We start from the raw sequence: 15,935 nt of genomic DNA on the forward strand, positions 1-15,935 counted from the left end.
TCGACCAACAATATCCCGAGGGACACCGGAATCATGAACAGAGCCATTACAGCGATCGCCGCCGTGCTTTTGAGCAGCGGGCTGGCCGCCCAGCAGGAGTTTTTCTCCGAGTCGGGTGAATTCAGCGAAAACGGCGACCCGTCCGCCAACCGCCACACGATTGCAGTCGAAGCCGGCAAGACGGTCGAAGTCATCGTCATCGGCGAAGGCGTCGACACCGTGGTCAACGCCACACTGCCCAACGGCGACACGCTCGTCAACGACGATTACCAGGACATCAACGCCGGTTTCGTGCGAACGTTCGAGCAGGGCGGCGAAGTGGAGATCGTCGCGTCCGCGCTCATGGGCGGCTCCGGCAGCTATCGCGTGGTTGCACGCACGCTGCCCTCACCGGGCACGATCGAAATCGGCCAGACCGTCGAAGGACAGCTCGACGACGCGTCCGGCGGCGGCGATCGTTACCAGCTGGTCGGCTCGGCCGACACGCGGGTGGTCATCGACCTGAAGTCCTACGACTTCGACGCCTTCCTGACCGTCGTCGACTCCGAGGGCAACGAGCGAACGGACGACGACGGCGGGGACGAGGGCCTCAACAGCCGCCTGTACCACCAGTTCGAAGCGGACGGCGAGACCATCACCATCACGGCCGGAACGTTCGGATCGAGCACCGGCCGCTACCAGCTGAGCGTTACCGAACTGTCCAGCGAAGCCGCTGCGCAATACGACGGACGCCTGGACAACGACTCGGCGCGCGCCTACAACGGTAAGCGCTACGAAAGCTTCGAGTTCGAGGGCGAGGCCGGCGAGACGCTGACCATCGAGCTCAAGTCGAACGCCTTCGACGCGATGCTCTACGTCTCCAGGCCCGACGGCAGCAACCTGGTCAGCGACGACGACGGCGGCGACGGCACCAACAGCATGGCCGTCACCACCCTGCCGGAAACCGGCACCTACACGATCCACGTCACGAGCCTGGCCGACAGCCAGGGCGAGTTCGAGCTGACGATCTTCAAGTAGGCCGGCACCTTGGTCAGCCCGAACGCGAAGGGCTGACCAATGGCACACGACAACGAGTGCCGGAACGAATACGCTCCCGGACTGCATCCGAGTGGAGAAGTTGCATGCTGAGTTTCGAGGGCGTCGCCAAGGATTTCGCCGGTGTCCGCGCCGTGGACGCGCTGTCGTTCGCGGTCGATGCCGGGGAGATCTTCGCCATGCTGGGGCCCAACGGCGCCGGCAAGACCACCAGCGTGCGCATGATCATGGGCCTGATCGAGCCCGACGCCGGCCGGATCGAACTCGCCCCGGCGCTGCTCGACCACGGCCGGCTCGACCGCCGGCGCCTGGGCTACCTGCCCGAGGAACGCGGGCTCTACCAGGATGCCACCGTGCTCAAGTGCCTGCTCTACCTCGCCTCGCTGCGCGGCTGCGGCCCCGAGCAGGCGCGCCCGCGCGCCCTGGCCTGGCTGGAGCGCCTCGAACTGGCCGAGCGCGCCGACGACAAGGTCTCGAGCCTGTCGAAGGGCAACCAGCAAAAGGTGCAGTTCATCGCCTCGATCCTGCACGAGCCGCGCCTGGCCATTCTCGACGAACCCTTCTCCGGCCTCGATCCCATCAACCAGGAACGCATGTGCGCCTGGATCCGCGAGCTGCGCGACGAAGGCATGACCATCCTGCTCAGCGCCCACCAGCTCCAGCTGGTCGAACAGATCGCCGATCGCATCCTGCTGATCCACCAGGGCCAGGCGAGGCTGTGCGGCACGCTGGATGAAATCCGCAGCCGCACGGCCTCCGCCAGCCGGCTGGTCATCGACTACGCCGATCCCGTCGCCCCCGAAAGCCTGCACGCTTCGGCCGGCGTCGCAAAGGTCGAGCCGGTCGACGAACGCCGCATCGAAATCCAGCTCGACGACGATGCCGAACTCGGCGACGTCCTGGCCGATCTCGCCCGCGCCGGGCGCCTGACCGGACTGACCACGCTCACGCCCAGCCTGCACGAGATCTTCATCCGCAACTTCGGCGGGTCCGGCGACGGCCCGGCAAGCACCAACACCAGGGAGGGCCAGTCATGAGCGATCGCCTGATGCTGGTTCGCACCGTCGCGCGCTGGGAGTTCAAGCGCTTCTTCAAGCTCTCCGACATGATCAAGGGCACGATTTTCATGCTGATCTTCGGCGCGCTGGGGGGCACCGTGGCCACTTATCTCGGACGCGATGCGCTCAGCGTTCCGGATATCGCCGTAGTCGAGACCGGACCGTTCGAACTGGCGGACCTGGACAGCCCGCGCCTGAATTTCCTCGACCGGCGCGACGCCGACCGGGACAGCCTGATCCAGATGCTGGAAGAAGAGGAGATCGGCGGCATCCTGTCGATCGAATCCACCGACCAGGCCCGCCTGATTGCCGCCGGTGACCGGCCGTGGCGCTGGATTCTGGAGGAGTTTCTGCAGGACGCCCGCACCGGACTGATGCTGACCCGCCTCGACATCGACGAGGCGACCTACCGTCAACTGACCGGCGAGATGGCGCTCGCAACCGAGTTCCGCAGCCAGCCACAGGCAAGCCGCGCCGACCGCATCGTCGCCGGCGTGGCGATCGGCCTGGTCCTGATCGCGGTCTTCATGGGCTTTGCCTACCAGTTCACCGCCATCACCGCCGAAAAGCAGCAGCGCATCACCGAACAGGTGGTCTCGGCGATTTCGCCGCAGACATGGATCGACGGCAAGATCCTGGGCATTACCGGCATCGGCCTGGTTTACGTCGTCTACTACGCGCTCATCTCCCTGATCGGCGCGACCATCCTGACCTGGTTCGGGGCACCGTTCGCGGCCGGGCTGGAACTGGTCGACCCGTTCCTGCTGGCCCTGTTCGTCGTCCTCGCCCTACTCGGCATCCTGATGTGGAACGCCTTCCTGGCCGGCGTGGCGGCCACCATCGACGACCCCAACACCTCGCAGAAGGCCGGCTGGATGATGCTGCCCCTCCTGCCCGTCGGGCTGGCGTTCTTCACGCTCGTCAATCCCGACAGCGCACTGATCCAGTTCCTCGGCGTGTTCCCGCTGACCAGCTACGCCGTCCTGCCGGCCCGCATGGTCATGACCAGCGTGGCGTGGTGGGAGATCGCGCTTGCCCTGCCACTGCTTGCGGCGACGGCATGGCTGTTTCGGCGCGCGGCCGGCAAGATATTCGCTGCCGGCATGATGATGTACGGCAAAGAACCGAGTTACGCGGAAATGTGGCGCTGGTTCTGGAAGAGTTGAACGGCTGCACCGAACACGCCTGACGGTTGTTCCGTTGGGCAAGCGCGACCGGCACCAGGTGGCCGGGTCGGGCTGGTGCAGACGAGTCGTGCATAATGGGTTTTTCAGGATGCTCGACGCTCCCGGGGAGAGCGGCCCGCAATGAGCCACGACCGACGCGACGACGACCGCACCCGACTCGATGAGGCGGCTACCCACGCACAGCGCGGGGACGCGGGTGGCATCGAAGCAGGCGCGGCGGACGAAGAACTGAAGCTGCCGGGCTACCGCGTGATCGAGAAGCTCGGTAGCGGCGGCATGGGCCAGGTCTTTCTCGCCCAGCAGCTCGAACCGGTCGAACGCCAGGTCGCGATCAAGCTGATCCAGCAGAAGATCCGCAGCGCGACCAGCGAGGTTCGCTTCCTGGTCGAGCGCCAGGCGCTGGCGCAGATGCACCACCCGGCGATCGCGCAGATCTTCGAAGCCGGCACCAACCCCGACGGCTATCCCTACTTCGCCATGGAGTACGTGCCGGGGCAGACGCTGACGCAGTTCTGCACCCGCCACCGCCTGGGACTGCGCGAGCGCCTGGAGTTGTTCGTGCGCATCTGCCAGGGCGTGACGCACGCGCACCAGAAGGGCCTGGTCCACCGAGACCTCAAGCCCGCCAACATCCTGGTCGCCCGCGTCGACGACGTACCCCGCCCGAAGATCATCGATTTCGGCATCGCCGCCACCGAAAGCTCGGCCAGCGAGCGCCGTCACCAGGGCACCACCGGGACTCCGCTGTACATGAGCCCCGAGCTGTTCGACGAGACCGTCGGCATCGATATGCGCGCCGATATCTATTCGCTGGGCGTGATCCTGTGCGAGCTGCTCACCGACTGCCGCCCTTATCCTTCACAGCTGTTCAGGGAGACCGACACCCACGTCATCCGCCAGCGCCTGGCCGAACAACGCCCGGCAGCACCCTCACGCCTGCTCGAGTCCGACGAGGCCGATCTCGAGCACGCTGCCGAACATCGCCGCACCACGCCGGGGCGGCTCGTTCGCCAGCTCAAGGGCGACCTCGACGCCATCGCGCTCAAGGCCATCGCCCACGACCGCGAACAGCGATACGCCAGCGTGCCGGAACTGGCCGACGACATCCGCCGCTACCTGGCCCGTCAGCCGGTGCGCGCGGTCAACGGCGGCCGGCTTTACCACGCGCGGCGATTCGTGCAGCGCAACGCCCTGGCCGTGACCGCCGCCAGCCTGGTGACCCTGTCGCTGGCCGCCGGCCTGACCCTGGCGATCCGGGGCATGAGCGAGGCGCGCGAGCAGCAGCAGATCGCCGAGGCCCGATCGGCGGAGCTCGAACGCATGGTCGACTTCCAGCAGTCCATGCTCGGCGACCTGCAGCCGCGCGAGCTGGGCCAGAGCTTCGTCGACCGCCTGCGGCAGCAGCACGCGCAGTCGTTCAGCCACGACGCCGACGAGGAAACCGTGACAGCCGGCATCGAGGCCTTCGACCTGGCCGTCGGCCGGATAAACCCCACCGACCTGGCCCAGGACCTGCTCGACGAGTTCATGATGCAGCGCGCCATCGATAATGTAGAGACCGACTTCGCCGACGAACCGCGCCTGCAGGCCGACCTGTTCGAGACCGTGCGCGACATCTACTTCAACGCTGGAATGGTCGAGAACAGTCTGCCGTTGGCAAAGCGCGTGGTCGATCTGCGGCTCGACGCCCTGGGCCCGGCCGCCACCGATACCCTCGAGGCGCGCCGGCAGTACTACCGCCTGCTCTCCCGCCAGGCCGAGTTCGATGCCGCGCGCGCCCAGCTCGACGAAATCATGGCGCGACTCGACTCGGACAAGCCCGACCAGCTGCGCCTGCGCCACGCTGCCCACGACAGCCTCGCCAACCACCTGGTCCGCACCGGCGAGAACGAGCGCGCGCTTGAGGTCGCGCTGGAGAACATCGATCGCGCCGAACAGGAACTGGGGCCGCACCACGCCGACACCGTGCGCGCCATCAACACCCTGGGCTACGTCCACGCCCTGTCCGGCCGCATCGAGGAAGCACTGGAGCACTTCCGCGCCGCCGTCGAGCGCGCACGCGGCCACTTCGAGCCCCACGAAGATTCCTACTACAGCGCCCTGCTCAACGTTGGCGCCGCACTGAGCCACCTGGGCCGGTCCGAAGCGGCCCTGGAAGTCGAGCGCGAGGTTTACGACATCCTCTCAGGCCACTACGGCCGCCGCCACGACTCCACCCTGCGCGTGATGAACAACATGGCCGTCACGCTCATGGACCTCGACCGCTTCGACGAGGCCACGGCCATGATGCAAGACATCCTCCGGCTCACGCGCGAGGCCTGGGGCCCGCACAGCCCGATCACCCTGAGCTCCAGGCACAATCTCGCCCAGCTCTACATGCGCACCAACCGTCCGCAACGGGCGCTGGAGGAAATCGAGCCGGTCATCATCTGGCGCGAGCGGCTGCTCGGCAGGGGCCATCCCGATTCGCTCAGTGCGCGCGACCTGGCGGCCAGCGCCGCCCTGGAGGCCGGCCAGCCCGAGCAGGCCCTGGCCCACCTCGAACCTGCACTGGATGTCCGCCGAAGAGAACTCGAGCCCGGAGATCCCGAGCTACTGGACACCCTGCGCCTGGCCGCCGACATTCATCGCCAGGCAGGCGACTACAGCAGCGAAAGGATGTACCGGCAACAAGAGATCGATCAAACGGTGAATGACGAGACCGAGCCGAGCCCGGATAGCCTGGCATCGACAATCCGCTTGCTTGAGCTCTACCGACAGCACGGCCAAGCCGACCGCATCGAGAAACTGCAACCGGACATCGAAAGCTGGCTTGCGGAGGCCGGCCCGGAACTGGATGATCTGCGACAGCGACTTCAGAACCTCGCCGCTTCCGAAGCGTCGCCCAAATAATTTTTGCACGTCACCCCAATAAAGGTTGCCCGCACCCGTTTGGAGTAACGGGTGCGGGCGACACGCGCTTCGATCGATGCGGGCGGGGGAACCCGGGGACGATGCGTTTCACCCGACTGTGCGGCTGAATGCGCGTGTTTCTGGATGCTCCTTGCGAACATCCATTGCCAGAATGCCGCATCAGCAAGGACCCGTCCGTGCGCTATCGAACAAACACAGCAATATCCGGTCGCGTGGTGCACAACCTGACTGCAACGGGCCTTCCAAGGGACGCGCGCAACACCTTGGCACCAGAATGCCGAGAATGCTCGGGACGGATTTGACAAAAAAAATGCCCGCACTCGTTGGGAGGAACAAGTGCGGGCGCCACGTGCTTTGATCGATACGGGAGAGGGAGGCCCGGTCACGATGCCATTCATCCGACTGTGCGTCTGAATGCGCGTGGTAGTGGTTGCTCGTTGCGAGCAGCCGATGTCAGGATGCCTTAGTACGTAGCCGTCGTCAGTTCGCTAACGCACAGATTCAAAAGGCGGCTCCGGCGGCACAGTCCCAGCGTTCGGCTACACTATTCTCCAGCCGCCAGATGCTCGACGCGCAAATGAAACTCCATGTCTCCGCTGGAAACACTGGCCCACTGCCCTGTCCTGATCAACAGCTCCGGAGACATGGCGCTCTGACCCGACTCGACTTCGGCCATGACATGGACCTCCTGCTCACTGACCTCATTCACAACCAGCCCCAGGGCAACGCCGCTCTCGCCCGACGTACTCAGGGAACCCTCAGCACCCTCCTTGATCATTATCTGCGGCGAGGCCACCTCGGTTCCGGATTCCATGATTCTCATCTCAACAAGGAAATCCGGCGAATCGGCAGTGGCGTAGAACGCCAGGAAAAGAACCGAAAGGATTGCGGATTGGAACGTGATCGAGAACTTCATTTGATTCTCCTTCTTGGTGCTACTTGCGTTTCTGGTAGGGCGTGCGCGTAAGCGAATCTTGTTGGATTTGATTGGGGGCGCGTGGTTCAGGGACTTTTTATGCACAATGGGGCCGACCACACCCTATTGACGTTCGTGTTCAGAGGCGCAGCCTTGCCTGCGTCCACTGTAGACCGAAGGCCGAAGCGGCCTGCAAACGTTTGCTACCGTAGCATTTAACTACGCCGCTCCGACAGATATGAGTCTGCCCCGTGAAGAACTGCCCCGTCATCGCCGGGAGCCTCTGGATATCTATGTGGAGGAATGTCACTAAAACTCAAAGGTATATCCGCTCTGTAATTCCCACTACCTACCATGTGTTCGTTTAAACACAAATGAGGAACAGTCAGCCTCGGATCTACATCGTGCGAAACCAAGAACGCCAATGGCATATACTTCAAAACTGAAGCAACTAGTTGTGGTGCCCCCCACTTTACAATGAGCCCAAACCCTCTAATCTTCACTTGGTCCCAAAACGGGTATGGCCAATAGTAAACCTTTAATCTTTCCGGGAACTGCCTATCTGGATCCAGCACTAACTTTGCTGCCTCCTCGGCCATTGGTCCCTCAGGAGCTCGCTTAACGCCTAAGGCGAGTATATGCCCTAGAACTGCCCTGGCCACTAATCCTGGGTTGGTTTCGAATTGGGTTGCATGCGGCCTATCCAAGACTGAGAATAGGTATCTAGATACATTGTTAGATAGTCTTATTAACTCCGGATCATACAATCGCCCTAGCAAACGGCCATTGCAGCGGCTGCACAAGGTTCGAAACTTTACTCCCTGTTGAAAGTCTCGGCCTCCCTTCTTTTCTACATCCGGAACTCCCATCGCATCAACGAGCTGATATAGTCGCATTCGTGGGAATCGATTCACTCCTTTAGGAGGAACATGGTCCGCAGTAAGCCGACTGTGCTCACCGCATATGTTACAAGGACCGACCTTTGGGCCGAATGTTTGAAGGTAGTTCATTTGCCAGCTCGCTAGCGATTAGGCTTCTCTCGCGCACTCAATGACAGTCTCTTCGTATGCTTGAATAGCCTGCACAATTGGGTCACTTTTTAAAACTACTGAGTAGCCAGTCTTCTCCATCATTCCATTTGAAAGCCACAAATCATATGAGAATCCGCCATCCAACATGACCCGGACGTTTCCGTCTAGATTATAGGAAAAATCAGCAGTTCGAGACGTAACCATCGACCACAGCTCATCCGTTTGGCCTTTGAGACCTGGACATTGTGAAGCAGTAGTCACCCACTCTTCATAGGATAGTTCTTCAAACAATTCCTCTCTGGTTCTCACCCCAGATTCGAAAATCTCTCGGGCCTGAAACCCCGGGTGAAACTCATATCGTCTTACCTTCGCTAAAAATCCTTTTCGAAAGTCAACGGTAATTCGCCAATCGGGTTCGCTCCATGCCCAAGGGCCAGAATACAAAAACATAAATCCTTGGAATGGGACATTCTGAAGACCGCGAACGTGTTCTTCAGCTTCTAGCCAAGCTTCTCCGCTAGTCTCAAAATCATAGTTCGCGTAACGAGTACATCCAAACAAAGTGCCAACTAATGCAATGACCAGAAAGGGATTCCGCACAATAGAAGCCTAACGTCTGAGCTAAGCGGCGCAGCTTTGCTGCATCCGGTGGAGGGCCGACAGGCCCGGAACGTACTTGAGCGACTTGTTAAGCATTCTGCTTTCGCCTTGGTGGCGGAGGGGGTGGGTCCCATGTCGGTCGGTCTTGTGGCCTAGGGTCATCTTTCCCAGGCCTGGGCGGAGGTGGCGGAGGCGGCCATCGTGGCGGCGGTGGTGGTTTGGGGTTTTCTTTCGGCATTGGCTTCTCCAACGTTTTTGTAGGCAAATGCAGCAATACAGATAAAACCGGCTATTAGGCTAAGTGCAGCTGATATGTGAAGCGACCGGCTCGCGATCGAATAAAAGCCCCCCGGCCTAGCTTGTCTTATGGTCCCGTCATCAACTTGACGCAACGCTTTGCGATAGGCCTCTATTCCGAAGAGAAGCCTTCCAAGAACTCCGGCTAAGCTGAAAATAAAAAGCCCCCATGCCCATATCAGCAGCAAAGGGCTCTTCAATGCCTCCACAACAAGAATATCTTTGAGGAAAACAATTGAAAGACCGAGGGCTCCGCCCGCAAGGGTGAGCAGCATTTTGTCGTAGGCCTCATTGAGAAACCGAAGCGTATTAGTCAGGTCAGACCTGTAGTCTTTAAGTTTTTCGTCTTGCATTAGATGCTTAAATAGCAAACAGGTTTGAAAAGCGGATTTTAGTGACTAAACGGACGAACTCGCCGTTTAGTCTGCGGTGGAGGGCGCTTCTGGGTCCCATCATTCTGATTTGACTTGGCACTTCCTCCTCGCTACCTGCGTGCTACGTGGCCGAGGGGCCACTTAACTGCGCGGATTCGGGCTGGACGCTGGCGAAACGGGGCTCGATTCCGATCCCGGAAAGGGGAAGCGGGAAACTTCATGATCTGCCCTGGGCCTGAAAATATCGCCAACGCCAAGGGTGAATGCGCAATCGTGGTCGGATTCCACCACCCTCCTGTTCTGAATTCGTGTCCGGCCCCGCCCCTTTCCCAAGCGGGCCGATACAGTTTGGAGACTAGCACAGCATGATTTGTCTGCGCCAGTGGGGTCGGATGGATCAATGGGCAGCCTCCGTCGGGGACGGTGTGAACGGCCTGCTCCGGGCCCGTGAAAAACCTCGCGAGACCAAGCCCTCCGATCAGATATCCGCCTCTCTATTGCTGAAGAGGTAACCGAAGGGCTTCAGGGCCGGAATGTGCAAAAACAGGATTGTAATGATCCCCATCACGGGGATGGCCAGGATCATGCCGATCACTCCCCACAACGCGTTTCCGACAATTACGGCCAAAATCACGATAAATGGATGCACATCCACTTTCTGGCCCACGACGTAGGGCTGCAGAATGTAGCTTTCAAGGAACTGGGCAATCGTAAAGGTGATCAGAATCCCGATCAGCACGCCGACTTCCCCGGATGTCAGGTAGCCAAACACCATGGCGAGGACAAATCCAATGATATTTCCCAAATAGGGGATAAGCGTCAAGACCGCAGCCATGATACTGACGAGAATGAAATTGCTGACGCCTGTAATCCCCAGGCCAATGGAATAGGCTAGCGCGAGCACGCCTATAAGTATCAGCTTGCCAAGCAGGTACTGGACGACTACGTTGCCCGACTCCTGGATGATCTGATCGACTTCATCGCCTTTCTCATCAGCAAATAGCCGCAGAAGAAAGGTCCGGAACCGATGCCGATAATTGAGTATGAAGAAGACGTAGATAAGTGTCAGCAGATACGTGCCGATATACCCGACGCCACGCCCGGCCATGCTCACGACCGGCGCACCCTCCCCGGACTCATCTCCAGAGGATGAAAGACCGTCCAATATATCGAGATCGCTGTCACCCAGGAAGGTGTTGTCCGTTATAACCGCCTTCCATTGAACAATCTTGGGCTCCATCGTTTCCAAAATTTCGGGCCAACTATCAACAAACACCTTGGTCTGGTAGGACAGTACGGCGAGAAATATCAGGGAAAGAGCGAAGAGCAGAAAAGTGCTGACCAGGGAGCTCACCGCCCTGTTCGAATGCCTTTCCATCCACTTTGCCAACGGCAAGATCACCAGCGCCAGACTGATAGCGGTGATCAGTGGCGCAAGGATGTTTTTGGCTTCGATGAGGCCCCAGGCCGAAAAGAATATGCCCGTAACCAAGGCTACTGAATAGAAAAGAAGTCTTGTATTGCCTTCCATAGACGCAAGCCCACCATGCAGGTTCTGCATCATTGCACTGAATCAATCTTTCACTTCAGTGTATTCCGAGGACTCGAAGCGCACTGTTGCCTACCGCACCGACGAGTTCAGCCTGGAGCCTCTCAAAGGCGCTTGGCGTTGGCAATTGCTGCCGCGAGAAACTCGGCAGTCAGCGGCCGATGCGCGCCGCCAGAATCTCGATACCTCGCCTGATCTGCTCCGGCGGCGCGGCCGTAAAGCACAGGCGCACGTGCTGCTTGTAGGGCCCGAAGCTCGGGCCCGGGGCGACCAGCACGCCGGCCTCGGCCAGGTCGCCGAGCAAGCCGTCGAGGCCACGATTGTCGTGGCAAGCATCGAGGGCGTGGGAGACATCCGGGAACAGGAAGGTGCTGCCCCTGGGTGCCGGGAGGTCGAGGGCCTCGGCGGCTTCCCGGCCCAGTTCGGCATACTTCTCCCGGGCGTTGGCCACCCATTCGTCGGCCGCGCCGTTGAGTGCATTGAGCGCGGCCAGTTGCGAGGCCGAGCAGGCCGAGTAGTTGATGTTCGTCATGATGCGTTTGACGGCATCGATGGCCTCGTTCGGGCCGGCCAGGTAGCCGCAGCGGTTGCCGGCCATGCCGTAGGCTTTCGAGAAACTGTGCACCGAGATGGTGTTGTCGGGCGACACGGTGCGCGTATAGGCATGTTCACCGTCGTAGACGTAGTCTTCGTAGACGTCGTCGGAGAAGATCCACAGGTCGTGCTTGCGCGCCCAGCGGGACATGGCTTCCAGCCACTCGCGCGGCAGGAGTCTTCCGGTGGGGTTGTGCGGGGTGTTCCAGTAGACGGCGACGGTCTTGTCGGTTCGGTGTTGCTCGAGCCGCTCGACGGCTGCCTCGGCGGTCTCGATCTCGGTCATCATCGGCACGTCGACCGGCGTGGCGCCGAAGGCCCTGACGCTGCCGGCGATCAGCGGCCAGTAGGGGGCGACGAGCAGCACCTCCTCGCCGGGTGAGACCAGCGCCCCGACCACGGCGGCCAGGCCGGCCGTCGCGCCGCCGGTGACCACCACCTGGCTGCGTTCGGTCGCGATGCCGGTGCGCTCGCCGTGGACTTCGGCGATGCGATCGCGCAGCTGTGGGTAACCCGGCACGGGCGAGTAGCGGTGCATGCCCGGATGATCATCGACGGTGAGGTCCTGCATGCGGCAGCCTTTAGCCGGCTCCATCCAGGTATCGCCGATATGTAGCGGAACGGGTGGTCGTCCGGAGTCGGGCTTTTTCTTCAGGCCGGAATAGACCGCGCCTTTCACGCCCTGGGCAGACTCGGCGATGTTCGGGAAACGGGGCATGGCAATCGTCGGGGTTGAAGCCGGCCTACAGGTTACACGCTGCGGGCTGCGTTTTCGAAACCGACTCGTGCCCGGTCACACCGCTTGCCCGGGCACTTCTTCGGGCATGTTGACGAACAACAACACGATGCCCGAGGAGACCGCGTACATGAACGCGCCTTCGAGCGAGTTGATACCCAGTTCGGTCTGCCACATCTGGAAGTAGGCCCCACCAACGGCCATGAACAGGCCCAGCCAGACCGCCACGGCCACGCCGCAGCCGACAACCGCCCACTGCCTGGCGTGCGCGAACACGGCAGGGGTGTCGTGCCGGCGGCGAAGCATGTCGAAGCTGCCCTTCAGGCACAGGACCCCGGCGAGCAGCTCGCCGACAATCACGATCCACAATGCGACCCAGACCAGTACGCCGGTCACCGGCGGACCGAAATGATTGGGGTAGTACTCGTGGTCGGCCATCGACAAGACGGCCGACATGACCGCGTGCGCGGCCTCGAGATTGACGATGTTCTGCAGCGCGTAGAACAGCGCCTGCAGGCCGATGCAGATAACCAGTACAACTTTCAACAACCGGATGGCCATGGTCTTTCTCCCTGGTCGGGCCGGCGATTGTCCGGCAGTTAAGGACTTCTTTGGGTCAATATACGCCTTCACTCATGGGATTGCGAAAGCTCGTGACAAGCTCGTAAATGGAGACGAAATCCCGGGCAGTGGCCGTCCAGTCTGCGCAGTACGAGGCTATCCGGGAGAAATCGGTGCTTGACAAGGGATCAGGATCACCCGCGCCCGCCCCAAGAAAGAACCAGTCGGCAATGAGCTGGCCTTCTGCCGATGGCCCGACCGAACGGGCGGCCTCGAGCGCCTCGTCCATGTTTCCGGCGAAGCTTGCCGCCGGTTCGGGCAGGGAAACTTTCACCGACCCGCCTTTGAAGTTCGAGTACAAAGCCAAGCGGTCGCATTGCTGAACGAGGTTCGCCAGGACCTCCTCGTTCGTCTGTTCATTGCCCTCACGTCCCGTCGGCCCATCGAGCTCACCGAAAGCCCCGGAAAAGTGCACCAATTCGTGCTGGATGACACTCAGCGCGTTGATCAACGAGACCTCCAATGATCGAGGCGACTCGGGATCAGCCGGAAGCACGAAGTGCAGCGTCGGTCTGGACAGAAAACGATCGACCTGAAAGTGATCGACCTTCCGATCTTGCTCGACCAGGCTCAGGTGGATGATCGGCCGGAACTCGTCAATCCATCCGCGCTCGGACAGGGTGGTGTTGATGAACTGCACGTGCTCGTCGAGCACAGGCTCGATCCTTACCAGTGCATCGTGTAAGGCAGGCACAGCATCGATCTTCCAGGCAGGCCTGGACTTCGAGTTTGACTCGTACACGGTACGCAGACGATCGAGATCCGCGGCTCGTTCTCCCAGCACGAGCGATCGGATACCCACTACCTTCAAAAACACCACATCGGCATAGGTGTGATACACGACAAACCCTTCTGATTGGGCCTGAAGAAAATGGTCGTACTCCGCAGGCTCAGGCAGTGTGATACACCCCGATACCGCAAGCACAATCACCAGTGCAAGAAAGCGGACCGAGCGAAGGCTGCCGCAAACGAGCACGATCGCCCTCAAGGCGAAGAAGCCCAGGGATGACGATGCAGCACCGGGCAGATCCGTCCATGGCTTGCACAATCTGCGCAAGCAATGCCACGTCACTTCCCTGGATCTCACCGTTGTCTCGATCATGGCCCGGAACCGGTGCAAAAGCGATGCCGCCCACCAAGGTAGAAGCAGCGGCGCCGCGATGCAACGGGAACCAGCGTCGAGCGGGGAGGCCGTATAATCGTTGCCGGCATGACCGTGGTGTCGCACTTGCCCCATCCGATGCATGCTGAACGTTCCGCCTGGCCTTTGTCCCACGCAGGTCGCCGCCCTTTCCGCTCAACCCGGTCTCTCCGAACGCTCATGAAACCCTCGATACTCCTCGGTAGCGCCACCATCCCCGACACCAACAAGCAGATGCTGCTCTACCAGCACGACGTGAAGTTCTCGATCACCATTCCCGGCCGGGGCGAGCTGATGAACAGCCGCGTCAACGGCTCGGAGAAGGCGCTGGCGGAGTTGACCTGTGAGCGGATCAAGGGCACGAAGAGTGCGCGCCTGCTGATCGGCGGGCTGGGCATGGGTTTTACGCTTGCCTCGGCGCTGGAAGCGAGCGCGTCGGACGCCGAGGTGGTCGTAGCCGAGCTGGTGCCGGAGGTGGTCGACTGGAACCGCGATTTCATGGGCGAGCCGGCCGGGCATCCCCTGTCCGACCCGCGCACCACCGTCTACGTCGGCGACGTGAGTGACGTGATCCGCCAGCCCGAGTCCGGCTTCGACGCGATCATGATGGATGTCGACAACGGCCCCGAGGCGCTGATCCGGCGCGAAAATGACTGGATCTACTCGGCCGCCGGCCTGGCGGCCATCGCCCGCTCGTTGCGGCCCGGGGGCGTGCTGTCGGTCTGGTCGGCCGGGCCGGACCGCTTGTTCGTCAAGCGCATGAAACAGGCCGGCTTCCGCGTCGACGAGCGCGTGGTGCGCCCCCACCGCAAGGGCAAGGGCGCGCGGCATTTCATCTGGTTCGGAACCCTATCGGCCTGAACGTAAGGGTTGGCCGTTCAGGCCGCCGGCCCGGCTCAATGCGCGTGGCCGTGCGGCCCGCGTCCTTCGGTCTGGCCACGATGGAGCAGCTCGATCCAGCGATCGGGCGGAATGAAACCGCCACCCCACTGCTCGTCGTACTCTTCCGTGATTCCCATCGCCTGAATCTCTTCGAGGCTTTTGCCCCGGTCGATGGCGTGGGTCAGCCGCTCTCGAACGGTTTCGAGCATGTCGTGGTAGCCGAGCAGCTGCTCGCGATCGATGACCGGCCCGCCATGGCCGACGATGATGGCCGTCTCGTCATCGGCCAGCTCGGCGATGCGTTCCACTGCCGAAATCATGCCGGACAGGCTGCCGCCGGAGTCGACATCGACGAAGGGATACAGCCCGTAGAAGACGATGTCCCCGGCGTGGATGGTGTTGGCGTCGGGCAGGTGGACCACGGAGTCGCCGTCGGTGTGGGCCTGCGGTACGTGGAAGCTGCGGATCTCGTGGCCGCCCAGGTGGAAGGAGATGGCGTCGTTGAAGGTCACCACCGGTAGGGCGCCGTCGGGCGACGCCGGCGTGGTGCGGCCGAAGAACTCGCTGACCTGCTCGCTCGACATGCGCTCGCGCACGTTGTCGTGCGCCACGACCAGGGTGCCCTGGTTCTCGGCCAGGTTCTCGTTGCCGCCGGTGTGGTCGCCGTGCCAGTGGGTGTTGAGCACGAACCGGACGGGCTGGTCGGTGACCGAGCGTACCGCTTCGACGATCTTGTCGGTCAGGGGTGCGTACTGATCGTCGATCAGGAAGGCACCGTCGTCGGTGACCACCAAGCCGATGTTGCCGCCGCGACCGGTCAGCACATGAACGTTGTCACCGACCGATTCGACGCCGATCTCGACGTCTTCGATATCCTGCGCCGTCGCCGATCCGAGCAGCAACAAGGTTGCCGCCGATGCGGACTTGAGTATTGGATTCAGTACTGGATTCAACATGACGTTCGCTCCCTCTGTTCGCTGGTTACCCCAAGGATGGCAATG

Annotated in this window: 13 protein-coding genes; 5 read left to right on the top strand and 8 right to left on the bottom strand. The window is 61.6% G+C overall.

The features are described from left to right. Positions 1 to 33 precede the first annotated feature (33 nt). The 4 genes from ACDC67_RS10920 (at position 34) to ACDC67_RS10935 (ending at position 6,172) form a co-directional block, all read left to right on the top strand. Entirely contained in the window at positions 34 to 1,017 is a 984-nt protein-coding gene (locus ACDC67_RS10920) for a PPC domain-containing protein (RefSeq protein WP_376693075.1), read from the top strand. A gap of 104 nt (positions 1,018 to 1,121) precedes the next feature. Beyond that, positions 1,122 to 2,072: an ABC transporter ATP-binding protein gene (locus tag ACDC67_RS10925; RefSeq protein ID WP_376693077.1), complete on the top strand. Its 951-nt coding sequence runs from the start codon at positions 1,122 to 1,124 to the stop codon at positions 2,070 to 2,072. Further along, a complete protein-coding gene (locus tag ACDC67_RS10930; protein ID WP_376693079.1) occupies positions 2,069 to 3,259 on the top strand; it encodes an ABC transporter permease in 1,191 nt (396 codons plus the stop codon). The genes ACDC67_RS10925 and ACDC67_RS10930 overlap by 4 nt, the downstream gene beginning before the upstream one ends. Positions 3,260 to 3,400: 141 nt before the next feature. Beyond that, positions 3,401 to 6,172, top strand: a complete 2,772-nt coding sequence (locus ACDC67_RS10935) for a serine/threonine-protein kinase (protein WP_376693080.1) — start codon at positions 3,401 to 3,403, stop codon at positions 6,170 to 6,172. 565 nt (positions 6,173 to 6,737) lie between these two features. Here the strand turns inward: ACDC67_RS10935 and ACDC67_RS10940 are convergent. The 7 genes from ACDC67_RS10940 to ACDC67_RS10970 form a co-directional block, all read right to left on the bottom strand. Further along, on the bottom strand, positions 6,738 to 7,109 hold the full coding sequence (locus tag ACDC67_RS10940; protein WP_376693082.1) for a hypothetical protein: 372 nt from the start codon (positions 7,107 to 7,109) through the stop codon (positions 6,738 to 6,740). A 1,028-nt stretch (positions 7,110 to 8,137) separates the two neighbouring features. Beyond that, positions 8,138 to 8,740 (bottom strand): hypothetical protein, encoded by a 603-nt coding sequence (locus tag ACDC67_RS10945; protein WP_376693084.1) that lies wholly within the window; start codon positions 8,738 to 8,740, stop codon positions 8,138 to 8,140. Between the two features lie 158 nt (positions 8,741 to 8,898). Beyond that, positions 8,899 to 9,390, bottom strand: a complete 492-nt coding sequence (locus tag ACDC67_RS10950) for a hypothetical protein (RefSeq protein WP_376693086.1) — start codon at positions 9,388 to 9,390, stop codon at positions 8,899 to 8,901. A gap of 499 nt (positions 9,391 to 9,889) precedes the next feature. Next, complete coding sequence (locus tag ACDC67_RS10955) at positions 9,890 to 10,975, bottom strand: AI-2E family transporter (RefSeq protein ID WP_376693088.1); 1,086 nt, start codon at positions 10,973 to 10,975, stop codon at positions 9,890 to 9,892. A gap of 136 nt (positions 10,976 to 11,111) precedes the next feature. Beyond that, complete coding sequence (locus ACDC67_RS10960) at positions 11,112 to 12,272, bottom strand: pyridoxal phosphate-dependent aminotransferase (protein ID WP_376693089.1); 1,161 nt, start codon at positions 12,270 to 12,272, stop codon at positions 11,112 to 11,114. Positions 12,273 to 12,347: 75 nt separating this feature from the next. Next, complete coding sequence (locus ACDC67_RS10965; protein WP_376693091.1) at positions 12,348 to 12,851, bottom strand: DUF2165 family protein; 504 nt, start codon at positions 12,849 to 12,851, stop codon at positions 12,348 to 12,350. Between the two features lie 55 nt (positions 12,852 to 12,906). Next, positions 12,907 to 14,157: a hypothetical protein gene (locus tag ACDC67_RS10970; RefSeq protein WP_376693093.1), complete on the bottom strand. Its 1,251-nt coding sequence runs from the start codon at positions 14,155 to 14,157 to the stop codon at positions 12,907 to 12,909. Positions 14,158 to 14,232: 75 nt separating this feature from the next. Between ACDC67_RS10970 and ACDC67_RS10975 the strand changes: the two genes are divergently transcribed. Then, entirely contained in the window at positions 14,233 to 14,913 is a 681-nt protein-coding gene (locus tag ACDC67_RS10975) for a spermidine synthase (protein ID WP_376693095.1), read from the top strand. Between the two features lie 35 nt (positions 14,914 to 14,948). Here ACDC67_RS10975 and ACDC67_RS10980 read toward each other — a convergent pair whose 3' ends face one another. Further along, complete coding sequence (locus ACDC67_RS10980; protein WP_376693097.1) at positions 14,949 to 15,890, bottom strand: MBL fold metallo-hydrolase; 942 nt, start codon at positions 15,888 to 15,890, stop codon at positions 14,949 to 14,951. Positions 15,891 to 15,935: the final 45 nt, after the last annotated feature.

It is taken from the genome of Wenzhouxiangella indolica, assembly GCF_042310355.1.
Taxonomy (GTDB): Bacteria; Pseudomonadota; Gammaproteobacteria; order Xanthomonadales; family Wenzhouxiangellaceae; genus Wenzhouxiangella.